This window comes from Streptomyces sp. NPDC001744, assembly GCF_042892575.1.
GTDB lineage: Bacteria > Actinomycetota > Actinomycetes > Streptomycetales > Streptomycetaceae > Streptomyces.
This window is the reverse complement of sequence record NZ_JBIAUG010000019.1, coordinates 11,632-36,423: the sequence shown is the minus strand read 5'-3', so window position 1 is coordinate 36,423 and position 24,792 is coordinate 11,632. Positions and strand designations below refer to the sequence as shown.

At 72.4% G+C, this 24,792-nt stretch carries 19 protein-coding genes; 7 read left to right on the top strand and 12 right to left on the bottom strand.

Going from position 1 to position 24,792, the window contains the following annotated elements:
- Nucleotides 1-136: 136 nt before the first annotated feature.
- On the bottom strand, nt 137-850 hold the full coding sequence (gene hemQ / locus ACFYZY_RS21975; protein WP_388696685.1) for a hydrogen peroxide-dependent heme synthase: 714 nt from the start codon (nt 848-850) through the stop codon (nt 137-139).
- Nucleotides 851-867: 17 nt separating this feature from the next.
- Entirely contained in the window at nt 868-2,355 is a 1,488-nt protein-coding gene (gene hemG, locus ACFYZY_RS21970) for a protoporphyrinogen oxidase (RefSeq protein WP_388696682.1), read from the bottom strand.
- Nucleotides 2,356-2,492: 137 nt separating this feature from the next.
- Here hemG and ACFYZY_RS21965 point away from each other — a divergent pair, with 137 nt between their 5' ends.
- Nucleotides 2,493-3,509, top strand: a complete 1,017-nt coding sequence (locus ACFYZY_RS21965) for a DUF4349 domain-containing protein (RefSeq protein WP_388696680.1) — start codon at nt 2,493-2,495, stop codon at nt 3,507-3,509.
- Nucleotides 3,510-3,518: 9 nt separating this feature from the next.
- Nucleotides 3,519-4,892, top strand: coding sequence for an FAD-dependent oxidoreductase (locus ACFYZY_RS21960; RefSeq protein WP_388696677.1), 1,374 nt, complete (start codon nt 3,519-3,521; stop codon nt 4,890-4,892).
- Nucleotides 4,893-4,974: 82 nt separating this feature from the next.
- Here the strand turns inward: ACFYZY_RS21960 and hemE are convergent, their stop codons facing one another.
- On the bottom strand, nt 4,975-6,051 hold the full coding sequence (gene hemE, locus ACFYZY_RS21955; RefSeq protein ID WP_388696675.1) for a uroporphyrinogen decarboxylase: 1,077 nt from the start codon (nt 6,049-6,051) through the stop codon (nt 4,975-4,977).
- 91 nt (nt 6,052-6,142) lie between these two features.
- Between hemE and ACFYZY_RS21950 the strand changes: the two genes are divergently transcribed.
- From ACFYZY_RS21950 to ACFYZY_RS21930, 5 genes are all read left to right on the top strand, one after another.
- Nucleotides 6,143-6,835: a DUF3000 domain-containing protein gene (locus tag ACFYZY_RS21950; protein WP_388696672.1), complete on the top strand. Its 693-nt coding sequence runs from the start codon at nt 6,143-6,145 to the stop codon at nt 6,833-6,835.
- A gap of 281 nt (nt 6,836-7,116) precedes the next feature.
- Nucleotides 7,117-7,782: a response regulator transcription factor gene (locus ACFYZY_RS21945; protein ID WP_015037008.1), complete on the top strand. Its 666-nt coding sequence runs from the start codon at nt 7,117-7,119 to the stop codon at nt 7,780-7,782.
- An 81-nt stretch (nt 7,783-7,863) separates the two neighbouring features.
- Nucleotides 7,864-9,147 (top strand): HRDC domain-containing protein, encoded by a 1,284-nt coding sequence (locus tag ACFYZY_RS21940; protein WP_388696668.1) that lies wholly within the window; start codon nt 7,864-7,866, stop codon nt 9,145-9,147.
- 226 nt (nt 9,148-9,373) lie between these two features.
- Nucleotides 9,374-10,588: a thiolase family protein gene (locus ACFYZY_RS21935; RefSeq protein WP_388696665.1), complete on the top strand. Its 1,215-nt coding sequence runs from the start codon at nt 9,374-9,376 to the stop codon at nt 10,586-10,588.
- A complete protein-coding gene (locus ACFYZY_RS21930; RefSeq protein WP_388696662.1) occupies nt 10,585-12,723 on the top strand; it encodes a 3-hydroxyacyl-CoA dehydrogenase NAD-binding domain-containing protein in 2,139 nt (712 codons plus the stop codon). Before ACFYZY_RS21935 ends, ACFYZY_RS21930 begins: the two co-directional genes overlap by 4 nt.
- A 73-nt stretch (nt 12,724-12,796) precedes the next feature.
- On the opposite strand, the gene ACFYZY_RS21925 is transcribed toward ACFYZY_RS21930, so the two are convergent.
- From ACFYZY_RS21925 to ACFYZY_RS21885, 9 genes are all read right to left on the bottom strand, one after another.
- Nucleotides 12,797-13,891, bottom strand: coding sequence for a hypothetical protein (locus ACFYZY_RS21925; protein WP_388696659.1), 1,095 nt, complete (start codon nt 13,889-13,891; stop codon nt 12,797-12,799).
- Between the two features lie 98 nt (nt 13,892-13,989).
- On the bottom strand, nt 13,990-15,468 hold the full coding sequence (locus ACFYZY_RS21920; RefSeq protein ID WP_388696657.1) for an amino acid permease: 1,479 nt from the start codon (nt 15,466-15,468) through the stop codon (nt 13,990-13,992).
- A 202-nt stretch (nt 15,469-15,670) separates the two neighbouring features.
- The gene (gene dxs, locus ACFYZY_RS21915) at nt 15,671-17,590 is read right to left on the bottom strand and encodes a 1-deoxy-D-xylulose-5-phosphate synthase (RefSeq protein ID WP_388696654.1); all 1,920 of its coding nucleotides are present in this window, start codon (nt 17,588-17,590) and stop codon (nt 15,671-15,673) included.
- Nucleotides 17,591-17,826: 236 nt separating this feature from the next.
- A complete protein-coding gene (locus ACFYZY_RS21910) occupies nt 17,827-19,146 on the bottom strand; it encodes a sugar ABC transporter permease (protein ID WP_388696652.1) in 1,320 nt (439 codons plus the stop codon).
- A complete protein-coding gene (locus ACFYZY_RS21905) occupies nt 19,143-19,922 on the bottom strand; it encodes an ATP-binding cassette domain-containing protein (RefSeq protein ID WP_388696649.1) in 780 nt (259 codons plus the stop codon). The genes ACFYZY_RS21910 and ACFYZY_RS21905 overlap by 4 nt, the downstream gene beginning before the upstream one ends.
- A gap of 297 nt (nt 19,923-20,219) precedes the next feature.
- A complete protein-coding gene (locus ACFYZY_RS21900) occupies nt 20,220-21,284 on the bottom strand; it encodes a sugar ABC transporter substrate-binding protein (RefSeq protein ID WP_388696647.1) in 1,065 nt (354 codons plus the stop codon).
- A gap of 122 nt (nt 21,285-21,406) precedes the next feature.
- Nucleotides 21,407-22,618 (bottom strand): ROK family protein, encoded by a 1,212-nt coding sequence (locus ACFYZY_RS21895; RefSeq protein ID WP_388696960.1) that lies wholly within the window; start codon nt 22,616-22,618, stop codon nt 21,407-21,409.
- Nucleotides 22,619-22,826: 208 nt separating this feature from the next.
- Nucleotides 22,827-23,768 (bottom strand): carbohydrate ABC transporter permease, encoded by a 942-nt coding sequence (locus ACFYZY_RS21890; protein ID WP_388696645.1) that lies wholly within the window; start codon nt 23,766-23,768, stop codon nt 22,827-22,829.
- Nucleotides 23,768-24,697 carry a carbohydrate ABC transporter permease gene (locus ACFYZY_RS21885; RefSeq protein ID WP_388696643.1) on the bottom strand — a complete coding sequence of 310 codons (930 nt, stop codon included), beginning with the start codon at nt 24,695-24,697 and terminating at the stop codon, nt 23,768-23,770. The genes ACFYZY_RS21890 and ACFYZY_RS21885 overlap by 1 nt, the downstream gene beginning before the upstream one ends.
- Nucleotides 24,698-24,792 lie beyond the last annotated feature (95 nt).

Sequence of the window (24,792 nt, the reverse complement as noted above, 5' to 3'; positions counted from 1 at the left end):
GCGCGCCGCACCCGGTGCCGGACCCGGTGTCGCTGGAGCGGCGGGCGGATGGGTTCCGCCGGCCGTCTGATCTTCCGGGTCGAGGGGTGGCGCACCCGGCCGGGAGCCGGGCCGCCACCAGGTTTTCGTACGGCCGTCAGGCCAGGCCCGCCACCAGGTCGGCGACGCTCTTGCGCCGGCCGGTGAAGAACGGGACCTCCTCGCGGACGTGCATCCGCGCCTCGGAGGCGCGCAGGTGGCGCATGAGGTCCACGATGCGGTGCAGCTCGTCGGCCTCGAAGGCGAGGAGCCACTCGTAGTCGCCGAGCGAGAAGGAGGCGACCGTGTTGGCGCGGACGTCGGGGTAGCCGCGGGCCATCCTGCCGTGGTCGGCGAGCATGCGGCGGCGGTCCTCGTCCGGCAGCAGGTACCAGTCGTAGGAGCGCACGAAGGGGTAGACCGAGACGTAGTCGCGCGGGTTCTCGTCGGCCAGGAAGGCCGGGATGTGCGACTTGTTGAACTCGGCGGGGCGGTGCAGCGCCATGTTCGACCAGACCGGCTCCAGGGCGCGGCCCAGGCGGGTGCGGCGGAAGAGGTTGTACGCCTCCTGGAGCTCGTCGCTCGTCTCGGCGTGCCACCAGATCATGACGTCGGCGTCGGCGCGCAGACCCGACAGGTCGTACGTGCCGCGGATCGTGACGTCCTCGGCCGCGAGCCGGTCGAACAGCTCCTGGACCTCGTCGGCGTAGCCGCTCCGGTCCTCGGGCAGGACGTCGCGCAGCTTGAAGACGGACCACAGGGTGTAGCGGATGACCTCGTTGAGGTCCTTCGCCTTCTTACCGGCGTTCGGGATCTTTTCGGGCGCACTCATGGGTCCATTCTCGCCCTTCACGAGGAGTGCCCCGTACCCGGGTCGGCCGTTTCCCGCGTGGCGGTGCTCTCGTCCCCGGTTCCGGCCCCGAACCCGTCGGTGATCTCGTCGGCCGCGCGCAGTGCCGAGGCGACGCAGGCGGGGACGCCGACGCCGTCGTACGCGGCCCCCGCGACCCGCAGGCCGGGGAGGGCGGCGACGGCCGCGCGGACGCGGGCGACGCGGTCGAGGTGGCCGACCGGGTACTGGGGCAGGCCGCCGAGCCAGCGGGTGACCGCGGCGGCGACGGGGCGGGCGCCGAGGCCGGTGGCGGCGGCCAGGTCCCCGAGGGAGGCGTCCACCAGGTCGGCGTCCTCGCGGTGGACCTGCTCCGCCTCGCCGTGGCGGCCGACCGAGGTGCGCAGCACGAACAGGTCGGGGGCCGCGTCGGCGACCCAGCCCCACTTCCGGGAGGAGAACGTGGACGCCTTGATCGTGTGGCCGTCGACGGGCGGCACGAGGAAGCCGGAGCCCGCCGGGCCGGGCACGTCGGAACGGCGGAACGCGAGGGTGACCAGGGCCATGGAGGCGTACTCGATCGCGTTCAGCTCGTTCGCGGCGGCGGGGGCGTGCGCGGCCAGGAGCGCGGCGGCGGGCCCGGCGGGGGTGGCCAGGACGACGGCGTCGGCGGCGAGGACCCGGTCGCCGCCGACCACCTGCCAGCCGGTGGTCCCGGTCCGGCGCAGTTCCGTGACGGGGGCGTTCAGGAGGATCTCGCCGCCCGCGGCGCGGACCGCGTCGGCGACCGCGCCGGGCAGGGTGCCGACGCCGCCCTCGATGCCGGCGAAGACGGAGCCGCCCAGGCCGGTGGCGGCGCCCGCCGCGTCGGCCGGGACGGCGGCGCCGGCCCGCTGGACGGCGCGGACGGCGGCGGTGAGCGTGGGATGGGAGCGGGCGGCCTCGAAGAGCGCGGGGACGGCGGCCCTCATGGAGATGCGATAGGCGTTCCCGGCGTACACCCCGCCGAGGAGGGGTTCGACGAGCCGGTCCACGACCTCGTGGCCCATGCGGGCGGCGACGTACTCCCCGATGGCGACGTCCTCGCCGATCTCCGTGGGCGGCAGGCCGAGGTCGCCGGCGATCCGGCGCACGCCCTCCTCGGAGAGGAGGCCCCGGACCGCGTCGGCGTCGCCGGGCACGCCCATGACGTGCCCCTTCGGCATGGGGACCAGCCCGCCCCGGGACCAGACGGACGCGGTGGTGGTGGCGGGGGGCCGGAGCCGGTCGCCGAGGCCGACCGCGCGGGCCAGGGCGACGGCCTCGGGGCGGCGGGCGAGCAGCGACTCGGCCCCGAGGTCCACGGGGGCGCCCGCGACCTCCCCGGCGAGGAGCTTGCCGCCGAGCCGGCCGTCCGCTTCGAGGAGGGTCACCCGGTGGCCGGCGAGGGCCAGCCGGTGGGCGGCCGCGAGGCCGGTGATCCCGCCTCCGGCGACGACGACGTGGGGGGCCGTGGTGTCCGCGTTCATGGGGCCACTCTCTCAAACCGCCCCCGCGCTCCCGTTCCGAGGCCGGACCGTGACCGCATCGCTACCGCCGGACGGCAACCCCCGCCACCGGCCCGTACGTCCAAAGGGCATCACTCATCACCATCCTGGGGGTCTCCATGCGGAGAGCGAGTACGACGGCCGCCGCCCTGCTGACGGCGTCACTGGTCCTGACGGGCTGCGGAGCGGGCGGAACGGACGCGGGCGGCAAGGCGGCGGACGCGCGGGCGGCGCGGCCCGCCGAACGGGCCCCGGGCGGCGCGGCCGAGGGCGCGGCGGACGCCTCCCCCGGCGCCGCTCCCGGGAAGGCCGCGCCGAAGGCGCCGGCCGGGCAGCACGTCATCCGTACCGCCACGCTCTCCGTGGAGGTCGCGGACGCGGCGAAGGCGCTGGCCGCGGCCCGCCGGGTGACGGCGGAGGCGGGGGGCCGGGTGGAGAACGAGTCCACGGAGCGGGTCGACGACGCGTACCTCGCCTCGCACGTCGTGCTGCGGGTGCCGCAGGAGCGGTACGACTCCGTCCTCACCGAGCTGGCGGGCGCGGGGAGGCTGCTGAGCCGCAAGGCGGACGCCAAGGACGTCACCGACCAGGTGGTGGACGTGCAGAGCCGGATCGCCAGCCAGCGGGCGAGCGTGGCGCGGGTGCGGGCGCTGATGGACCGGGCCGAGCGGTTGTCCGACGTGGTGACCCTGGAGGCCGAGCTGAGCCGGCGGCAGGCCGACCTGGAGTCGCTGCTCGCCCAGCAGTCCTCACTGGCGGACCGGACGTCGCTGGCCACCATCACCCTCCAGCTCTCCGAGAAGAGGAAGGCGAAGAAGGCGGAGGAGAAGCCGCCGGCCCCGGAGGAGGGCCGTCCCGGCGTCCTGGACGCCCTGGGCGGTGGCTGGAGCGCCCTGGTCGGCGTGGTGTCCTGGATCGTGGTCGTGCTCGCCGCCCTGGCCCCGTGGCTGGCGGTCGCCCTGGCCGTCTTCGTCCTCTGGCGCCGCCTGGTCCGCCCCCGCCTTGCGGCCCGCCGCCCCCTCCGGGTCCCGGCACCGCGCCCCGGACGGCCCCGGGCCGGGCGGAACGCCGCCGGCGTGTCCACGGCACCGGAACCGCCGGAGTCCCCGGAGCCGCCGGAGGCGCCCGCGAAGTAGCGTCTCCCCATGAGCGAACGACTGGTGGTCATCGGTGGGGACGCGGCGGGCATGGCCGCCGCGTCACAGGCGCGCAGGCTCAGGTCCCCCGGGGAGCTGGAGATCGTCGCCTTCGAGCGCGGGCACTTCTCCTCGTACTCGGCCTGCGGCATCCCGTACTGGGTCGGCGGGGACGTCGGATCGCGCGACGACCTGATCGCCCGCTCCCCCGAGGAGCACCGGGCCCGTGACATCGACCTGCGGACGCGGACCGAGGTGACGGAGATCGACGTCGAGGGGCAGCGGGTCCGCTCCCGGGACCTGGAGACGGGGACGGAGGAGTGGACCGGCTTCGACAAGCTGGTGATCGCGACGGGCGCCACGCCGCTGCGTCCGCCGGTGCCGGGGATCGACGCGCCCGGGGTGCACGGGGTGCAGAACCTGGGCGACGGGCAGGCGCTGCTCGACACGCTCTCCGGCACGGAGGGCCGGCGGGCGGTCGTGGTCGGCGCCGGGTACATCGGGGTGGAGATGGCCGAGGCCCTGCTGAAGCGGGGCCACGAGGTCACCGTCCTCAACCGGAGCGAGCAGCCGATGGCGACCCTGGACCCGGACATGGGCCGTCTCGTGCACGAGGCGATGGACGGGCTCGGGATCAGGACGGTCAACTCGGCGGCGGTCACGAAGGTGCTGACCGGGGCGGACGGCCGGGTCCGCGCGGTGGCGACGGACGACGAGGAGTACCCGGCGGACGTGGTGGTCCTGGGCACGGGCGTGGCGCCGGAGACCTCGCTCGCCCGCGCGGCGGGACTGCCGCTGGGGGCGTACGGCGGACTGCTCACCGACCTGGCGATGCGGGTCCGGGGCCACGAGAACATCTGGGCGGGCGGCGACTGCGTGGAGGTCCTGGACCTGGTGTCGGGCCGGGAGCGGCACGTCGCCCTGGGGACGCACGCCAACAAGCAGGGCCAGGTCATCGGCTCGAACGCCGGCGGCGGCTACGCGACCTTCCCGGGCGTGGTGGGCACGGCGGTGTCGAAGGTGTGCGACCTGGAGATCGCGCGGACGGGCCTGCGGGAGAAGGAGGCCCTGGAGGTGGGGCTGCGGTTCGTGACGGTGACGGTCGGGTCGACCAGCCGCGCGGGCTACTACCCCGGGGCCGCCCCGATGACGGTGAAGATGCTGGCCGAGCGGCGGACCGGGCGGCTGCTCGGGACGCAGATCGTGGGCCGGGAGGGCGCGGCGAAGCGGGTGGACGTCGCGGCGGTGGCGCTGACGGCGGGGATGACGGTGGAGCGGATGACGGCCCTGGACCTGGGGTACGCGCCGCCGTTCTCGCCGGTGTGGGACCCGGTGCTGATCGCGGCCCGCAAGGCGACCGTGGCGGTCCGCGAGGCGGGCTGAGGGCCCGGGGACGGGCCGGACGGCGGCGGCCGGGGGGATGTCCCGGCGGCCGCCGTCGTGCGCGGGCGCGGTGCCCGCGGGGTCAGACGGCCGTGCGGGTGTGGACGTACTCCACGAGACGGGAGAGCGCGTCCGGGTCGGTGGTGGGCAGCACGCCGTGGCCCAGGTTGAAGACGTGCCCCTCCAGGCCCTTCGCGGCGGCCAGGACCTCGTCCGTCCTGGCCTCGACGGCCTCGCGGGTGGAGAAGAGGACGGCGGGGTCCAGGTTGCCCTGGAGCGCCTTGCCGGGGCCGACGCGGCGGGCGGCCTCGTCCAGCGGGACGCGCCAGTCGACGCCGACGACGTCCGCGCCGGCCTCGCCCATGAGGCCGAGCAGTTCGCCCGTGCCGACGCCGAAGTGGACGCGCGGGACGCCGTACCCGGCGACCGCGTCGAACACCTTCACGGAGGCGGGCATCACGGAGCGACGGTAGTCGGCCGGGGAGAGGGCGCCGACCCAGGAGTCGAAGAGCTGCACGGCGGAGGCGCCGGCCTCGATCTGGACCTTGAGGAAGGCCGAGGTGATCCCGGCGAGGCGGTCGAGGAGGTCGGCCCAGAGCTGCGGGTCGCCGTACATGAGCGCCTTGGTGTGCTCGTGGTTGCGCGACGGACCGCCCTCGACGAGATAGCTCGCGAGGGTGAAGGGCGCGCCGGCGAAGCCGATGAGCGGGATGTCGCCCAGCTCCTCGGTGAGCATCCCCATGGCCTCGGTGACGTAGTGGACGTCCTCGGGGGTCAGGTCGCGCAGCCGGTCCAGGTCGGCGCGGGTGCGGATCGGGTCGGCGACGACCGGGCCGACGCCGGGCTTGATGTCGAGGTCGATGCCGATGGCCTTGAGGGGGACCACGATGTCGCTGAAGTAGATGGCGGCGTCCACCTTGTGGCGCCTCACGGGCTGGAGCGTGATCTCGGTGACCAGCTCGGGCCGCATGCACGACTCCAGCATGGGGATGCCCTCGCGGACCTTCAGGTACTCGGGGAGGGAGCGCCCGGCCTGCCGCATGAACCAGACGGGGGTGTGTGGCACCGGCTCGCGCCGGCACGCCTTGAGGAACGCGGAGTCGTACGTCCGCGACTGGTGCTTCGTCTGCTGGCCCTGCGGGCGATCGTTGGCACTCACGCCCAGAATCTTCGCATGTGGCGGGAAGCCGCTCGTCCGGGCCGGGTGTCCCTCCCTGCGCGGAGGGTCCGTTCCGCCTACTCTTCCCCGCATGGCTGCGGCTCAGGGACATTTTTCCGATCATTCCGACGGCGATCGAGGGACGGACGAAACGGCGGACAGCACGGAGACGAACCCGGCGCCATCCTCGTTCCGGCGGGCGGTGGACGCCTTGCGCGGGGCGCGGTTGCGGCCCGAGGTCGAGGTCGAACCGACCAGGCCGCCGCAGCGGCTGGCCCCGTACGCGTACGCGGTGGAGGCGGCCGTCGTGGACGGCGAGGACGACCTGGCGGACGGGCGGCTCGTCCTGCTGCACGACCCGGACGGGCACGACGCCTGGAAGGGAACGTTCCGCCTGGTGACGCTGGTCCGGGCGGAGCTGGAGCCGGAGATGGCGTCGGACCCGCTGCTGCCGGAGGTGTGCTGGTCCTGGCTGACCGGGGCCCTGGAGGCGCGGGGGCTGGCGTACGGGGAGGCGGGCGGGACCGTCACGATGGCGGGCTCGCACTACTTCGGCGGGCTCGCGGACCGGCGGCCGGCGACCCAGATCGAGATCCGGGCGTCCTGGACGCCGCGCGAGGGCCCGGCCGGGGTGCCGGACACGGGGGCGCACCTGGCGGCCTGGTGCGACCTGCTCTGCCAGGTCGCGGGGCTCCCGCCGGCGCCGCTCGACCCGGGGGCGGGCACGACCACGGGCGCGGGGGTCGTATCGCTGCCCCAGCGGCGGGGGCCGCAACAGGTCTGACGGGCGGTCCCCCGGGCGCTCCGGGAGACCCCCGGCGCCCTCCGGGGCGTTCGGAAAGGTGCGCCGGGGCTCCCTCGTGAGGGTGAAGCCAAGGGGGTTACTCGTAGGATGATCGATCAGGCGTCCGAATTGCCCTAATTGTTACTCACCAAATCGTGATCTTTCCCTAAAGGCGGGCGGCCCCGGTGCCGAAGGAGTCAGTGACCCCTTCACAGCACGGGTCCGCCCCCGGCTTCTTCCCCGAGCCGGCTCCGTCCCCCACCTTCCCCCCAGGAGGCCTGGTGTCCGTTCTCCTCGAGCAGCCCGCAAGCCTGGTCGCCTACCGCCCGAACAAGCCGACGGCCATGGTCGTCGTGGCCGACCCTCGCGTCCGTTCCACCGTGACCCGACACCTGTGGGCCCTCGGAGTACGTGACGTGATCGAGGCGTCGTCCATCGCGGAGGCCCGTCCCCGCGTCGGCAACCCGCGCGACATCTGCGTTGCCGACGTCCATCTGCCCGACGGCAGCGGCCTGACGCTGCTGTCCGAAACCCGCGCGGCCGGCTGGCCCAACGGCCTCGCCCTCTCGGCCGCCGACGACATCGGCGCCGTGCGCAACGCCCTGGCCGGAGGAGTGAAGGGCTACGTCGTCACCGGCACCCGGACCAACATCGGTCACCCCACCCGCCCCGGCGCCGCCCCCATCGGCGCCGCGGCGGCCCGTCTGGGCCACCGCCGCCCCCCGGGAGCCCCGAGCCACCCGGGCGGCTACCGCGAGCTCTCCGGCCGTGAGGTCGAGGTGCTGCGGCTCGTCGCGGAGGGCCAGTCGAACAAGGCGATCGGCGTCTCCATGGGCCTGTCCGCCCTGACCGTGAAGAGCCACCTCGCCCGCATCGCCCGCAAGCTGGGCACCGGCGACCGCGCCGGGATGGTCGCGGTGGCCCTGCGGACGGGGATCATCCACTGACGGGCGGTGGACAACCGGCGGGCGCCTGTCGAGGGAACGTTCCGTCGACAGGCGCCCGCCGTTCACCGATACCCTTGACGGGTGACCGACGCCCGAGAGACCGCAGCAGACACAGCACTGCGCACCACCGGGGGCGGCCCCCCGGACGACGACGTCCCTGCGCACGGGCTTCCGACCCCGTTGCTGGCGCCCCGCGAAGGGGTGCCGCCCGTCGTCGAGACCGAGGAGGCCCTCGCCGGGGTGATCGCCGCCTTCGCGGCCGGCACCGGCCCCGTGGCCGTGGACGCCGAGCGCGCTTCCGGCTACCGCTACGGGCAGCGCGCCTACCTCGTCCAGCTCCGGCGCGAGGGAGCGGGCACCGCGCTGATCGACCCGGTGGGCTGCCCCGACCTCTCGGGGCTCGGCGAGGCGCTGACCGGCACCGAATGGATTCTGCACGCGGCCACCCAGGACCTTCCCTGCCTGCGTGACATAGGCATGGTCCCCACCTCGCTCTTCGACACCGAGCTGGCCGGCCGGCTCGCGGGCTTCCCCCGCGTCGGCCTCGGCGCGATGGTCGAGTCCGTCCTCGGCTACGCGCTGGAGAAGGGCCACTCCGCCGTGGACTGGTCGACCCGGCCGCTCCCCGAGCCCTGGCTGCGGTACGCGGCGCTCGACGTGGAACTCCTCGTGGACCTGCGGGACGCCCTGGAGGAGGAGCTCGACCGCCAGGGGAAGCTGGAGTGGGCGCGCCAGGAGTTCGACGCGATCGCCTCGGCCCCGCCCGCCCCGCCGCGCAAGGACCCGTGGCGGCGGACCTCCGGCATGCACAAGGTGCGCCGCCGGCGCCAGATGGCGGTCGTGCGGGAGCTGTGGACGGCCCGCGACCGGGTGGCCCAGCGGCGCGACGTCTCCCCCGGCAAGGTGCTGAGCGACGCGGCGATCGTGGAGGCGGCGCTCGCGGTGCCGGTGAACCTGGCCGCGCTCACGGCCCTGCCCGGTTTCGGCCACCGCATGGGCCGCCGTCAGCTGGAGCAGTGGCAGGCCGCGGTGGACCGGGCCAGGGCGCTGCCGGAGAGCGAGCTGCCCCAGCCGGGCCAGCAGGTCGCGGGGCCGCCCCCGCCGCGCGCCTGGGCCGACAAGGACCCGGTCGCGGCGGCCCGCCTGTCGGCCGCGCGCGCGGCGGTCTCGGCGCTCGCCGAGGAGCTGAACCTGCCGCAGGAGAACCTGATCACCCCGGACACCGTGCGCCGGGTCTGCTGGGAGCCGCCGTCCCGGGCGGACGCGGAGGGCGTCGCCGCCGCGCTGACGGCCCACGGCGCGCGCCCCTGGCAGGTCGAGCTGGTGACGCCGCTGCTGGTGAAGGCGCTGGCGGCGAGCGCGTAACGCCGTCCGGCGGCCCCGCCCGCGGAGCCCCCGCCACCCGGAAGGGTGACGGGGGCTCCGTCGTGCCCGGCCGTTTCCCGGCGTGTCCGGCAGAGTTCCCGGTGTGACCTTCGCCGCTTGGCCCCCAGGGGGTGGGCAGCGTGGTTACCCGCAAGTAGCATGGGGAACCAAGCGCGCGCTCAGGCGCGTCGCAGCAGGCCGTTCCGCACCCTGGAGGAGAGCCATCGTGCCTCGTACCGTCAGGGACGTCGTCTTCGTCGACGGCGTCCGCACCCCGTTCGGCAAGGCGGGCCCGAAGGGCATCTACCACGAGACCCGCGCCGACGACCTCGTCGTCAAGGCCATCCGGGAGCTGCTGCGTCGCAACCCGGGCCTCGACCCCCAGAAGATCGACGAGGTCGCCATCGCCGCGACCACGCAGATCGGCGACCAGGGTCTGACGCTCGGCCGCACGGCGGGCATCCTCGCCGGGCTGCCGCAGTCGGTGCCGGGCTACTCCATCGACCGCATGTGCGCCGGCGCCCTCACGGCCGTGACGAGCGTCGCCGGTTCGATCGCCTTCGGCGCCTACGACGCCGTCATCGCCGGCGGTGTCGAGCACATGGGCCGCCACCCCATGGGCGAGGGCGTCGACCCGAACCCGCGCTTCGTGTCGGAGAAGCTCGTCGACGAGTCCGCCCTCTTCATGGGCATGACCGCCGAGAACCTGCACGACCGCTACCCGAGCATCACCAAGCGGCGCGCCGACGAGTACGCCGTGCGCTCGCAGGAGAAGGCCGCCAAGGCGTACGCCGACGGCAAGATCCAGCAGGACCTGGTGCCGATCTCGGTCCGCCGCACCGACCCCTCCACCGGCGAGACCGGCTGGGGCCTGGTCACCGCCGACGAGCCGATGCGCCCGGGCACCACCCTGGAGTCGCTGGCCAGCCTGAAGACGCCGTTCCGCGTCCACGGCAACGTGACGGCGGGCAACGCGGCCGGTCTGAACGACGGCGCCACCGCCTCGGTCATCGCCTCCGAGGACTTCGCCCGCGAGAACGGCCTCCCGGTCAAGATGCGCCTGGTCTCGTACGCCTTCGCCGGCGTCGAGCCCGAGGTCATGGGCTACGGCCCGATCCCGGCCACCGAGAAGGCCCTCGCCAAGGCGGGCCTCTCGATCGGGGACATCGGCCTCTTCGAGATCAACGAGGCGTTCGCGGTCCAGGTCCTCGCCTTCCTGGAGCACTACGGCATCGCCGACGACGACGCCCGCGTCAACCAGTACGGCGGCGCGATCGCCTACGGTCACCCGCTCGCCTCCTCCGGCGTCCGTCTGATGACGCAGCTGGCCCGCCAGTTCGAGGAGCACCCGGAGGTCCGCTACGGCCTCAACACGATGTGCGTCGGCTTCGGCATGGGCGCCACGGTCATCTGGGAAAACCCCCACTGGGAGGGCAAGTGAGCACCACCGCCGAGCTTCTGAAGGGCGCCGCCGAGCTCTTCCCGGACGAGGTCGTGACCTCGGCCCACGTACGGCACTTCGAACTCCCGGCGAACGCCGGTCGGTTCGCGCTGATCACCCTGGACAACGGCTTCGACCACACCAAGCCGACCACCTTCGGGCCGCAGTCCCTCGCCCGCCTGAACACGGCGATCGACCAGGTCGAGGCCGAGGCCGCGAACGGTGAGATCGTCGGCGTCGGCGTCACCGGCAAGCCGTTCATCTTCGCCGTCGGCGCCGACCTCAAGGGCGTCGAGCTGCTGAAGAAGCACGACGAGGCCCTCGCCATCGGCAAGGGCGGCCACGACGTCTTCAAGCGTCTGTCCTCCCTCGCCGTGCCGACCTTCGCGTACTACAACGGCGCGGCCATGGGCGGCGGCGTCGAGGTCGGTCTGCACTGCACCTACCGCACCGTGTCGAAGGCCCTGCCGGCCTTCTCGCTGCCCGAGGTGTTCCTCGGCCTGGTGCCCGGCTGGGGCGGCTGCGTCCTCCTGCCGAACCTGATCGGCGCCGAGAAGGCCGTCTCGGTCATCATCGAGAACTCGCTGAACCAGAACCGTCAGCTCAAGGGCGCGCAGGTCTTCGAACTCGGCATCGCCGACGCGCTCTTCGAAGGCGCGGACTTCCTGGAGCAGTCGCTCGTCTGGACCGCCGGCGTGCTGAACGGCTCCGTGACCGTCGAGCGTCCCGAGGTGGACCGCGGCGAGGCGTGGGACCAGGCCGTCGCCAAGGGCCGCCTGGTCGCCGACTCCAAGGTGCACGGCGCCGCCCCGGCCGCCTACCGCGCCCTCGACATCATCGAGGCCGCCAAGGACGGGGACCTGCAGAAGGGCTTCGACGCCGAGGACCTGGCCCTCGCGGACCTGATCATGGGCGGCGAGCTGCGTTCCGGCATCTACGCCTTCAACCTGGTGCAGAAGCGCGGCAAGCGCCCCGCCGGCGCCCCGGACAAGTCGCTGGCCCGCCCGGTCACCAAGGTCGGCGTCGTCGGCGCCGGTCTGATGGCCTCCCAGCTCGCCCTGCTCTTCCTGCGCCGCCTGGAGGTGCCGGTCGTCCTGACCGACATCGACCAGGAGCGCGTCGACAAGGGCGTGGGCTACGTCCACGCCGAGATCGAGAAGCTGCTCGGCAAGGGCCGCATCAACCAGGACAAGGCCAACCGTCTCAAGGGCCTGGTCTCCGGCGTCCTCGACAAGGCCGAGGGCTTCGCGGACGCGGACTTCATCATCGAGGCCGTGTTCGAGGAGATGGGCGTCAAGCAGAAGGTGTTCGCGGAGGTCGAGGCGGTCGCCCCGGCGCACGCGATCCTCGCCACCAACACCTCCTCGCTGTCCGTCTCGGAGATGGCCTCCAAGCTCAAGCACCCCGAGCGCGTGGTCGGCTTCCACTTCTTCAACCCGGTCGCGATCCTCCCGCTCCTGGAGATCGTCCGCGGCGAGAAGACGGACGACGCCTCCCTCGCCACCGCCTTCGGCGTGGCCAAGAAGCTGAAGAAGACCGCGGTCCTCACCAAGGACGCCCCGGCGTTCGTCGTGAACCGCATCCTGACCCGCTTCATGGGCGAGATCCAGAACGTCATCGACGAGGGCACCCCGGTCGAGACGGCCGAGAAGGCCATCGAGCCGCTCGGCCTGCCGATGTCCCCGCTGGTGCTCCTGGAGCTCGTCGGCCCGGCCATCGGCCTGCACGTCTCCGAGACCCTGAACCGCTCCTTCCCCGAGCGCTTCAAGGTCTCCCCCAACCTGAAGGCGGTCGTCGAGGCCGGCAAGCGCGGCTTCTACGTCTACAACGCCGAGAACGGCTTCAAGCCGGAGCTCGACCCGGAGGTCGCCGCCCTCCTCAAGCAGGGCGACACCGTCCTGACCGAGGAGCAGGTCCGCGACCGCGTCCTGGACGCGGTGGCGCAGGAGATCGGCCTGATGCTGGAGGAGGGTGTCGTCGCCGAGGCGCAGGACATCGACCTCTGCCTGATCACGGGCGCGGGCTGGCCCTTCCACCTGGGCGGCATCACGCCGTACCTGGACCGCGAGGGCGTCTCCGAGCGCGTCAACGGCAAGCGTTTCCTGGCGCAGGGCGTGGCGAGCGTCCCGGCGTAACGCACCGGGCCCCGCACGCGGACGGCCCCGGCACCCCTTCCCGGGTGCCGGGGCCGTCCGCGTGCGGCCGGTCTCACCCTATGGAGCGCCGGTCGCCGAGGCGGAGCCCTTCCGCCCCCGCCTCCCGGCGGGCGACGGCCGGCGGGCGTCCGGGGGCCGCGGTCATCACGACGAGGCCGCCGTCGGGGTCCTGGGTGAGGACGGTGTCCGGCCCGTCCTGCGGGTCCCCGGTCTCCGTCCAGTCCAGCTCCTCCGCCTCCTCCTCCCGCTCGCTCGGGTGGCCGGTGAGGGCGAGCCGGCCGTCGGCGGTCCGCCGGGCGAGGACCGTGCGGTCGGAGCCGTCGACGAGACAGCGGGTCGCGTACAGCGGGCCCGTACCGGCCGCCCGGCCGAGGCGCGTCGGTTCGAGACCGCGCTCCGGGGACCAGGCGCGGAGTCCGCCCTCCTGGTCGACGTAGAAGAGGGTGACGTGTCCGGAGGGGCCGGTCACGGCCGCGAGCGTGCCCATGGTCACCGAGGCGGGCAGCAGCTCCTCGCGGAGCGGTTTGGCCCCGGACTCGCGCTGGACGTAGCGGACGAGGCCCTTGGCGTGCGAGCTGTACAGCTCGACGAAGCCGAGGCCGTTGGTGACGGCGACCGGCGACGGATCGGTCTTGGAGCCGAGCAGGTCCCACCAGGGGTGCCAGCCGCCCGCGTCCTTCTGGGCCCGCACGCTGACGCCCCCGCCGCCGTTGCGGCAGAAGACGTACGCGCGGCCGATGCCGTCCACGGTCACGCTCGGGCTCCCCGTCCACGCGTAGGACCTGCCGTTGGGGTGGGCGAGCGGGCGCCATTCGAGGGCGGGCCGGCCCGTCTGGAACTGGACGGTGTGCACCAGCTCGACGTGGTCCGGTTCACCGCCGGCCACCGGCCGCACCGCCACGAGGTGGACGTACCCGTCGGCTCCCTGTCCCACCGAGAGGCCCGGCTCCAGTCCGCCGCCGCCGAGCGACACGGGCCCGGTCCAGCGGCCGTCGGGACCCTCGGTCCAGCGGACCACCTCGCCGTCCCGGGGCAGGTAGGCGCTGAACCTCCCCTCCTTGCCGCGGGTCAGCCAGGGGCCTTTCAGCCGCAGGGCCCCGGCGGTGTCGTGGCGGGGGGCGAGGGGGGTCTGGGGGTGGTTCGCCATGGGGGATCCAGCACTCCGGTCATCGGGAGGAGGTCGGGTACGAGCCGACTGTAGCCGTCCTCCGGGACCCCGTTCCCCGTGCCTCCGGCGTCACCCGTTCAGCGCCGGACGGCCCCGTTCTCCCGTGCGAGCCGACTGTGATTCCGCCCGTACAGGAAGTACACGGCGAAGCCGATCAGCATCCAGACGGCGAACCGGAACCAGGTCTCGCCCGGCAGGTTGAGCATCAGCCAGACCGAGGCCGCGACGGACAGGAACGGCAGCACGGGCACCCAGGGGGTGCGGAAGGCGCGCGGCAGGTCGGGCCGGGTGCGGCGGAGCATGACGACGCCGACCGCGACCACCACGAAGGCGAAGAGGGTGCCGATGTTCACCAGGGTCGCCAGCTCGTTGATGCTGGTGAAGCCGGCGACGACCGCGATGATCACGCCGAGCAGGATCGTCGGCCGGTACGGGGTCCTGAAGCGGGGGTGGGTGACGGAGAAGAAGCGCGGCAGCAGGCCGTCGCGGCTCATCGCGAAGAAGACGCGGGTCTGGCCCAGCAGCAGGATCAGACAGACCGTGATGAGGCCGATGGCGGCGCCGAAGCTGATCACGCCCGCGTAGAAGGGGTGTCCGGCGGCCTTGAAGGCGTCGGCGAGCGGGGCGCTCACCGACAGCTCCTTGTAGTTCTGCATGCCGGTGACGACGAGCGAGACGGCCACGTAGAGCACGGTGCAGATGAGGAGCGAGCCGAGGATGCCCCGGGGCATGTCCCGCTGCGGCAGCTTGGTCTCCTCGGCGGCGGTGGCCACCACGTCGAAGCCGATGAAGGCGAAGAAGACGACGGAGGCGGCGGTGAAGATGCCCATGACGCCGAAGTTCGTCGGTTCGTAGCCGAAGAGCAGCTGGACCAGCGGGGAGGTCCAGTTGGAGCCGCCGCCCTCCGGGGTGACGGCGGGCGGGACGAAGGGCTTGTAGTTGTCGCCGACGACGAAGAACAGGCCGGCGACGATCACGATCATCACCACGGCCACCTTGATCGCCACGACGACCGAGGTGATCCGGGCGGAGAGCTTCATCCCGAGGACGAGGACGACGGTGAGGACCAGGACGAGCACGAACGCCAGGATGTCGAAGGTCCCGCCCGCCACGTCCGGGCCTTCGAGCGAGGCCGGCAGGTGCCAGCCGATGTTGTCCATGAGCGAACGGACGTAGCCCGACCAGCCGACGGCCACCACCGCCGTGCCGAGGGCGAACTCCAGGACGAGGTCCCAGCCGATGATCCAGGCGGGCAGCTCGCCGATGGAGGCGTACGCGAAGGTGTACGCCGAACCCGCCACCGGCACCGTCGAGGCGAACTCGGCGTAGCAGAGGGCGGCGAGGGCGCAGACGATGCCGGCGGCGACGAAGGCGAGGGCCGTCGCCGGACCGGCGTTCTCCTTGGCGACCTTGCCCGTGAGGACGAAGATGCCGGTGCCGATGATGACGCCGACGCCGAAGACCGTGAGGTCCCAGGCGGAGAGGGACTTCCGGAGGGCGTGCTCCGGCTCCTCCGTGTCGCGGATCGACTGCTCGACCGACTTGGTCCGGAACATGCCGGAAGTGGCCCGTGGCCGCTGGTCCGTACTCACCGTGGTACCTCCGCGCTCTGCCCGACGTCGGTCTCGGCGCCCCTGCGGGCCGGGGGCTGGGATACGTCTCCCCGAACAGAGCCAGAATGCACGCGAACGGGCCGGTCGGCACCCGGGAGGGTGAACCGACCGGCCCAAAGGACGGTCTCCGGAGCGTGCCGGGGCGTCAGTCGCGGACGGGCTCCGCGGTCTTGGCGCTGTCGTCGTAGCGGCCGTCGAACCGCGAGACGAGGCCGGTGACCTGCCGGGCGATGTCCGGGGCGGTCAGGCCGATCTCCGCCAGGATCTCGCCGCGCGAGGCGTGGTCGAGGAAGCGGGGCGGGATGCCGAAGTCGCGCAGCGGCACGTCCACCCCGGCGTCGCGGAGCGCCTGGGCCACGGCCGAGCCGACGCCGCCGACGCGGCTGTTGTCCTCGACGGTGACGACGACCCGGTGGCGCTCGGCGAGCGGGGCGAGGGCCTCGTCGACGGGCTTGACCCAGCGGGGGTCGATCACGGTGGTGGAGATGCCCTGCCGGTCGAGGAGGCCGGCGATCTCCAGGCACATGGGCGCGAGGGCGCCCACGGAGACCAGGAGCACGTCGGGCCGGTCGGTGCCGGGCTCGCGGAGGACGTCCATGCCGCCGACGCGGCGCAGCGCGGGGACGGCCGGGCCGACCGCGCCCTTGGAGAAGCGGACCACGGTCGGGGCGTCGGTGACCTCGACGGCCTCGCGGAGCTGGGCGCGGACCTGGTCGGCGTCGCGCGGGGCGGCGAGCCGCAGGCCGGGCACGACCTGGAGGATCGACATGTCCCACATGCCGTTGTGGGAGGCGCCGTCGGTGCCGGTGACGCCGGCCCGGTCGAGGACGAAGGTGACGCCGCACTTGTGCAGGGCCACGTCCATCAGGACCTGGTCGAAGGCGCGGTTGAGGAAGGTGGCGTAGACCGCGAAGACCGGGTGGAGGCCGCCGGTGGCGAGGCCGGCCGCGGAGACCGCGGCGTGCTGCTCGGCGATGCCGACGTCGAAGACCCGTTCGGGGAACGCCTTGGCGAACTTGTCGAGGCCGACGGGCTGGAGCATGGCCGCGGTGATGGCGACGACGTCCTCGCGCTCCTTGCCGAGGGCGACCATCTCGTCGGCGAAGACGCCGGTCCAGTCGGCGCCGGAGGTGGCGATCGGGAGACCGGTGTCGGGGTGGATCTTCCCGACGGCGTGGAAGCGGTCGGCCTCGTCCTGGAGGGCGGGCTGGTAGCCGCGGCCCTTCTCGGTGAGGCAGTGGACGATGACGGGGCCGCCGAAGCGCTTGGCGCGCGTCAGGGCGGACTCCAGGGCCTCGATGTCGTGGCCGTCGATGGGACCGACGTACTTGAGGCCGAGGTCCTCGAACATGCCCTGGGGGGCGATGAAGTCCTTGAGGCCCTTCTTCGCGCCGTGCAGCGTCTCGTAGAGCGGCTTCCCGACGACCGGGGTGCGCTCCAGGATGTCCTTGCCACGGGCGAGGAAGCGCTCGTAGCCGTCGGTGGTGCGCAGGGTCGCCAGGTGGTTGGCGAGGCCGCCGATGGTCGGGGCGTAGGAGCGCTCGTTGTCGTTGACGACGATGACCAGCGGGCGGTCCTTGGCGGCGGCGATGTTGTTCAGCGCCTCCCAGGCCATGCCGCCGGTGAGGGCGCCGTCGCCGATGACGGCCACGACGTGGTCGTCCTTCTTCAGGACCTCGTTCGCCTTGGCCAGGCCGTCGGCCCAGCCGAGGACCGTGGAGGCGTGCGAGTTCTCGATGACGTCGTGCTCGGACTCGGCCTGCGAGGGATAGCCGGAGAGGCCGCCCTTCATCTTGAGCTTCGAGAAGTCCTGACGCCCGGTGAGGAGCTTGTGGACGTAGCTCTGGTGGCCGGTGTCCCAGAGGACCTTGTCCTTCGGGGAGTCGAACACCCGGTGCAGGGCGATGGTCAGCTCGACCACGCCGAGGTTGGGCCCGAGGTGGCCGCCGGTCTTGGAGACGGCGTCCACGAGGAACGTCCGGATCTCGTCGGCCAGCTGGTCCAGCTGCTCCGGGGAGAGCCGGTCCAGGTCTCGCGGTCCCCTGATACGGGTCAGCAGAGCCACCCGTTCCTCCTTGCGTTTGAGCTGGTCGAGCTTGCCGATTCGTCGAGTCTAATGTTCCGTCCCGGATCGCGGGCATCCGGCCGGGCGGCGGAGCGTCGTTCCCCGGGCCGGAACCCGGCCGTCCGTACCCGCTCGGGGCGGGACACCGCGTACTGCTCCGGACGCCGCACCGCCCGGCGCCGGTTTCACGGCGCCGGGCGGTGTGGCGAGCGTTACGCGCGCGTGGCTTCCGGGCGTCAGGCCCGTCCCGCCGTCTTCTGCGTGCGGCGGGAGACCGAGTCGATGATCACGGCGATGAGCAGGACCGCGCCGGTGATCATGTACTGGATCGCGTTGGAGGACAGGTTCAGCTGGTTGAGGCCCTGGACGATCGACTGGATGACCAGGATGCCCAGGAGCGCCGACCAGACCTTGCCGCGTCCGCCGAACAGGGACGTGCCGCCGATGACCGCGGCGGCGATGCACATCATGAGCTGGTTGCCGCCGCCGAGGGAGCGGTCCGCGCCGCCGGTCGCGGAGGCGAGGAAGAGGCCGCCGACGGCGCCCAGGGTGCCGGAGACCATGAAGACCGAGACGCGGATCCACGCCACGTTGATGCCGGCCCGGCGGGCCGCCTCGATGCCGCCGCCGACGGCGAAGACCTGGCGGCCGTAGGTGGTGCGGCGGAGCACGAAGTCGGTGACGAGCAGGATGACCAGGAAGATCACCAGGGAGAGCGGCAGGCCCTGCTGCTGGTTGAAGCCGTACGCGGCGACGAGGACCAGGACCGCGAGGACGGCGGTGCGCAGGGCGATCTCGCTCTGCGGGCGGTGCGGGAGGCCGGCGGCCCCGCGGCGGCGCGCGTCGCGGAACTGGGCCAGGTAGAAGGCGGCGATCACGACGGCGGCGAGGCCGTAGGCGGCGGCGACGTCGGAGAAGTAGTACTTGGTGAGGTCGCCGACGAAGCTGCCGATCGGGGTGGAGATGGTGGAGCGCTCCCCCATCACCCAGGTCTGGAGGCCGGCCCAGCCGAGGAAGCCGGCGAGGGTGACGACGAAGGCGGGCACGCCGATCTTGGCGAACACGATGCCGTGGAAGGCGCCGATCAGGGTGCCGGACAGGATGCCGAGGAGGATGGCGAGCCCGTCGGGCATGTCGGTGCCGAGGACGCCCCAGACGGAGCCGGCGAGACCGGCCACGGAGCCGACGGCGAGGTCGATCTCGCCGAGCAGCAGGACGAAGACGATGCCGACGGCCATGATGCCGGGGCCGACCGCGTACAGCGTGATCTGGTCGAGGTTGTACGGGGTGATGAAGTTGCCGGTGAGGGCCTGGAAGACGACGCCGATGACGATGAGGCCGACGACGACGGGCAGCGAGCCGATCTCGCCGGAGCGGATCTTGCGCCGGAACTCGTCGACGTACCCCTTGAAGCCCTGCTCGCGGACGAGGAGGCGCGGGTCGACGGCGGGGACCGCGGCGGCGGCCGGGGTCTCGGTGACCGGCGCGTCGCCCTCGGGGGCGCGGGGGTCGGGCACCGCGGCCGGGCCGCTCGCGGGCTGCGGGGACGTGCTCACTTCGCTACCTCCGCGTTGCGGGCCTGGCGACGGGTCACGGCGTTGTCCGTGGCACCGGTGATCGCGGCGATGATCTCTTCGTGGGTGGTGGTGGCGACCGGGAAGGTGCCGTTGTTGCGGCCCAGGCGCAGGACGGCCACGGTGTCCGCGACGGCCTTCACGTCGGCCATGTTGTGGCTGATGAGGATGACGCCGAGGCCCTGCTCGCGCAGCCGCTCGACCAGGTCGAGGACCTGGGCGGTCTGCTCGACGCCGAGGGCGGCGGTCGGCTCGTCGAGGATCACGATCTTGGGGTCGCCGACCAGGGCGCGGGCGATGGCGACCACCTGCCGCTGACCGCCGGAGAGGGCGGCGACGGGGATGCGGACGCTGGGGATGCGGATGGAGAGGGTGGAGAGGAGGTCCTTCGCGCGCTTCTCCATGGCGACCTCGTCGAGGACGCCGCCCTTCTTGATCTCGCGGCCGAGGAACAGGTTGGCGACGACGTCGAGGTTGTCGCAGAGCGCGAGGTCCTGGTAGACGGTCGCGACGCCGAGGCTCTGGGAGTCCTGCGGGCGGGAGATCTCGACCTGACGGCCCTCCCACTCGATGACGCCCTCGTCGATGGGGTGCACCCCGGCGATCGTCTTGACCAGCGTGGACTTTCCCGCTCCGTTGTCGCCGACGAGCGCGACGACCTCACCTGCGTGGACTTCGAGATCGACACCGGAGAGGACCTGAACCGCTCCGAACCGCTTGAAGATCCCGCGCAACGCCAGCACGGGCGTCTGGGACACGTGAACCAACTCCTTCGCCGCCCGCGGGCGGCGGCATGTCGCGCCGCCGGTGCAGCGCCAAAGTATCGGGAGGGGGGGTGAGCCCGTCCGGTCCCGGGCCGACAGCGGGGTCTGGGTCGGCCGGGGACCGGGCGGGCCGGAAGGGGACGGACGCGGACGGGCGCGCCGGCCGGTCGTACGCGGGCTTCACCCTCTGTACGCGGCCGGCGGGCGGTCCGGCGCCCCCGTGCGGGAGGGGCGGCCGGGTCCGGAGTCCGTGACGCCGGGCCCCCGGGCCCGGCGGATGCGTGCCGGGGCCTACTTGACGCCCAGCTCGGCGCACTTCGCGGCGAGGTCCGCGGTGCAGAGGTCGGCGGCCTTGTAGATGCCGTCCTTGACGACCGTGGACTGGATGTTGGACTTGTCCACCACGACCGGCGGGAAGAGCGTGGACGGCACGCCGTCGGTCGCGCCCTGGGCGCCGAGGTCCTTGCCCTTGAGCAGGTTCACCGCGAACTTGGCGGCCTCGGGCGCGAGCTGGAGCGGCGACTTGTAGATGGTGAAGGTCTGCGAGCCGGCGATGATGCGCTGGACGCCCGCGACCTCGGCGTCCTGGCCGCCGACCGGGACGCCCTTGACGCCGGCGTTCTCCAGGGAGGTGATGATGCCGCCGGCCATGCCGTCGTTGGCGGAGTAGACGGCGCCGATCTTGTCCTTGCCGACCGAGGAGATCGCGGCGGACATCTTCTCGCCCGCGATCTTCGGGTCCCACTCGCCGGACGCCTCGTAGGCGATCTTGCCGACCTTGCCGTCGAGGGCGGTGTGCGCGCCCTTCTTGAACAGGGCGGCGTTCGGGTCCTTCTCGTCGCCGTTGATCATCACGACGTTGGCGGTGGCGGCCTTCGCGCCGAGCGCGGTGAGGAGGGCCTGGCCCTGGAGCTCGCCGACCTTGTTGTTGTCGTGGCTGACGTAGGCGTCGGCGCCCGGGATCGCGCGGTCGTACGCGACGACCTTGACGCCCTTGGCCTTCGCGTCCTTGACCCACCCCTCGGCCTTGGCGGCGTCCACCGGGTCCAGGGCGATGACCTTGATGCCGTCGGCGATGAACTGGTCGAACTGCTGCTTCTGCTTGACGACGTCGGAGACCGCGTTGTTGTAGACGACCTCGCAGTCGTCGCACGCCGCCTTGACGGCCTTCTCGAACTGGGGCTTGTCCAGGGCCTCGTAGCGCGAGGTCTTGTTCTCGGGAAGGAGCAGGCCGATCTTGGTCGTGCTGCCCTTGTCTCCGCTGTCGCCGCCACCGGCCTGCCCGCAGGCGGCGAGCGAGAGGGCCATCGAGACCGCGGCCGTGGCTATGACGGCGCGACGCGTCACTGCGTTCATGTGGGGTTGCCTCCCTGACGAGGCCGCGACGTTGCGGCCGAGGTTGCACGAAGTCAACTCGGCCGCAACGTTGACGTCAAGAAGTAAATTCTTAACGAGATGACAACGGTGGTGTCCGTTATCTAAGTGAAGGCAAGACGGGAGGCCGGGGCCGTCGCGGGCAGCGTGCTCTCCAACAGGGTCGAATCGCCCATCTCGCTCAGGACGAGGGCGAGTGCGCCGAGCACCTCGGCACGCCCTCCGAGCGCGCCCTGGGCCAGCGAGAGCTGGCGGGCCGCGCTGGGGATCGCGTAGCGCGAGACGGAGTCCCTGATGGGCGCGAGGACCAGCTCGCCCGCCTCGGCGAGGTCGCCGCCGAGCACCACCCTGCTGGGGTTGAGGAGGTTGCAGAGGTTGGCGATGCCGCTGCCGATGTGCCGCCCGACGTCCGCGATCACCCGGCGGCAGCCGGGGTCTCCCTCCCGGGCGAGCCGGACGACCCGCTCCATCGTCAGGTCGGGCCCGTGGCTCGGCCGGAGCAGCGGCAGGACGTAGCGGGCGGCAGTGAAGGTCTCCAGGCAGCCGCGGTTGCCGCAGCGGCAGACCGGCCCCGACTCGTCCAGGGTGATGTGCCCGATCTCGCCGGCGGTGCCGCCCGGTCCCCGGTAGACCCGGCCGTCTATCACAAGGCCCGCGCCGACGCCGCTGGCCACCTTGATGTACGCCAGGTCCTTGACGCCCCGCCCGCCGCCCCAGACCAGCTCGCCGAGGGCGCCGAGGTTGGCGTCGTTGTCGACGTGCACGGGCACGCCGAGACGGCCGGAGAGCTCCTCGGCGGGGTTGATGCCGCTCCACCCCGGCAGGATCGAGGTCGAGCCGAGGGTCCCGGAGGAGACGTCGATGGGGCCCGGCACGCCGAGGCCGACGCCGATCACCTTGTCCGTGCCGATCCCGGTGGCCCCGATGAGCCGTTTGACCAGCTGCTCCGCCCGGTCGAAGCCCTCGGCGGCGGAGGCGTCGACGTCGAGCGGCTCGGCCTCCTCGGCGAGCACCTGGTGGGCCAGGTTGCCGACGGCGACCCGGAGGTGGGTGTGGCCGAAGTCGACCCCTATCACGATGCCGGCGTCACCGGAGAGCGAGACGCTGCGGGCCCGGCGGCCCCCCGCGGAGGTGGGCGTGACCTCGACGGTGCCGCCGTCCTTCAGCTCCCGCACGATGTTGGAGACCGTGGCGGCGGAGAGGCCCGTCGCCCGGGCGATCTCCGCCTGGGTGAGCGAGCCGGCCATGCGCACCGCCCGGACGACCCGTTCGAGATTGGCCCTGTGCAGAGAAGTCTGCGACCCCGGAGTCTCCATCGACTCACTCACTCCCACCGTTTTCTCCAACATGTGAACTCTAAGGGGACGCTTTCGGCTCGCCCCCCGTCAAGACCTTGAGTCTCGGAGGTGCGGTTCGCGCCGTCCTGCCGGCCGGTTTCCCCGCGCGCCGCACGACGGGAGGGGCCCCCGGCGGCGTGCCGGGGGCCCCTCGGAAGGCGCTGTCGGGGCCGCGACGGCCCCCGGGTCACTTCACGGCGCCGGCGGTCAGACCGGCCACCACCTGTCGCTGGAAGATGATGTAGGCGGCGAGGACCGGGAGCATCGCCATCACCAGACCGGCGAAGAGGCCGGACCAGTCGCCCTTGTAGCCCTGGCTGACCGCGAGCTGCACCAGGCCCTGCGAGAGCACCTTCTGTTCCGGCTCCGTGTTGAGCACGGTGGGCAGCAGGTACTGGTTCCACTGCCCGAGGAAGTTGAAGATGCCGACGCTGATGAGGCCCGGCCGGGCCATCGGCAGCATCACCTGGAAGAAGGTGCGGGTGTGCGAGGCGCCGTCCACGAACGCCGCCTCCGCCACCGAGGTGGGCAGGGTGCGGAAGAAGGCGGTGAGGAAGAAGACGGTGAAGGGCAGCGAGTACGCGATGTAGACGAGGATGAGGCCGTGCAGCGTGTTGAGCAGGGCCATGTTCTGCATCACGTAGAACAGCGGCACGAGCGCCAGGATGATCGGGAAGCTCATTCCTCCGATGAAGAGGAAGTAGATGAAGCGGTTGCCCGGGAAATCGAAGCGGGCCAGGACGTAGGCCGCCATCGAGCCGAGGAGGAGCGTGCCGATGAGCGAACCGCCGACCACCAGCAGGGTGTTCAGGAAGTAGTCGCTCATGTGCGCCTCGGTCCAGGCGCGCGACCAGTTCTCGAAGTGCAGCCCGTCGGGCAGCGACCAGGGCGAGGTGAAGATCGCCTTGTCGGTCTTGAAGGAGGTCATGACCGCCCAGAGCAGCGGCATGACGACCATGATCGCCCAGATGATCAGGACGCCGTGCGAGAAGACGTTGAGCACCCCGCCCTCGCCCCGGGACTTCGCCCGGGGACCACTGGCGGTGGTCTTGGTGACGGTGGTCCCGGAGCCCGCCGGGGGGCCGGGGGCCCGGTCGGGGCCGGTGGTGGCAGTGTCGGTCGTCTTCATCAGAACTCCAGCCGCTCGCGCCGGCCCAGCTTCATCACGACGGCCGCGAAGGCCAGCGTGACGACGAGGAGGGCGACGCCGATGGTCGTGGCGTAGGCGGCCTGACCGTCCCGGAACGCCTTCTGGTACACGTACAACGGAAGGACGATGGTCGAGTAGTCGGGACCGCCGCCGCTGGGGCCGACCGTCATGATCTGGACGACGGCGAAGGACTCCGCGCCGAGCGCCAGGATGCCCATGTAGATCCACCCGGACTGCACGGTGTCCCAGAGCAGCGGCAGGGTGATCCTGAAGAAGGTGGTGAAGCGGTTCGCGCCGTCGAGCAGCGCCGCCTCGTAGAAGTCCCTCGGGATGGACGCCATGCCGGCCGAGAAGAGGACGACGAAGAATCCGACGGTGGACCAGACGAGGACGACCATCACGCAGATGAGGGCGAGGTCCGGGTCGCCGAGCCAGTCCGGCTGGACGCCGCCGAGCCCGATGCCCTTCAGGAAGGAGTTGATGGCTCCGCTGTTCGGGTTGTACGCGAACTGGAAGAGCAGCGCGACGATCGCGATCGACAGCACCTGCGGGAAGAAATAGACGATCTTGTAGAAGGAGGAACCGCGCACACCCGCGATGGCCGCGCCCTTGCGGCGCCGACCGCCGACATTGAGCATGAACGCGAAGAACAGCGCGAGACCGACCGTCACCAGCGGCAGTACCACCGCGAAGGTCAGGCTGTGCTGGAGCGATTTCCAGAAGACCTCGTCGTCCAGCATCCTGCTGTAGTTTCCGAACCCGATCATTCCGAATTCGGGGCTCAGCCCGGTCCAGTCCGTGAAGGAGTAATAGATGGACTGGATGAACGGCCAGACGACGAACAGCGCGTAGAGCGCGAGGGGGGCCGCCAGGAACCCCACGATGAAACGGTACTTGCCGTGTTGCATTTCCTACCGACCCCGATCTTCCCGCGGAAGCGCGCCGCTGCTGTGGCACGCGAAGGGCCCGGGGCCCGCTCCCGGTCGGCGGGAAGGGGCCCCGG

Excerpts from the sequence above, each read along its gene's own strand:
- hemQ (WP_388696685.1), bottom strand. The coding sequence starts at position 850 with ATGAGTGCGCCCGAAAAGATCCCGAACGCCGGTAAGAAGGCGAAGGAC.
- hemG (WP_388696682.1), bottom strand. The coding sequence starts at position 2,355 with ATGAACGCGGACACCACGGCCCCCCACGTCGTCGTCGCCGGAGGCGGG.
- ACFYZY_RS21965 (WP_388696680.1), top strand. The coding sequence starts at position 2,493 with ATGCGGAGAGCGAGTACGACGGCCGCCGCCCTGCTGACGGCGTCACTG.
- ACFYZY_RS21960 (WP_388696677.1), top strand. The coding sequence starts at position 3,519 with ATGAGCGAACGACTGGTGGTCATCGGTGGGGACGCGGCGGGCATGGCC.
- ACFYZY_RS21950 (WP_388696672.1), top strand. The coding sequence starts at position 6,143 with ATGGCTGCGGCTCAGGGACATTTTTCCGATCATTCCGACGGCGATCGA.
- ACFYZY_RS21925 (WP_388696659.1), bottom strand. The coding sequence starts at position 13,891 with ATGGCGAACCACCCCCAGACCCCCCTCGCCCCCCGCCACGACACCGCC.
- ACFYZY_RS21920 (WP_388696657.1), bottom strand. The coding sequence starts at position 15,468 with ATGTTCCGGACCAAGTCGGTCGAGCAGTCGATCCGCGACACGGAGGAG.
- ACFYZY_RS21900 (WP_388696647.1), bottom strand. The coding sequence starts at position 21,284 with ATGAACGCAGTGACGCGTCGCGCCGTCATAGCCACGGCCGCGGTCTCG.
- ACFYZY_RS21895 (WP_388696960.1), bottom strand. The coding sequence starts at position 22,618 with ATGGAGACTCCGGGGTCGCAGACTTCTCTGCACAGGGCCAATCTCGAA.
- ACFYZY_RS21890 (WP_388696645.1), bottom strand. The coding sequence starts at position 23,768 with ATGAAGACGACCGACACTGCCACCACCGGCCCCGACCGGGCCCCCGGC.
- ACFYZY_RS21885 (WP_388696643.1), bottom strand. The coding sequence starts at position 24,697 with ATGCAACACGGCAAGTACCGTTTCATCGTGGGGTTCCTGGCGGCCCCC.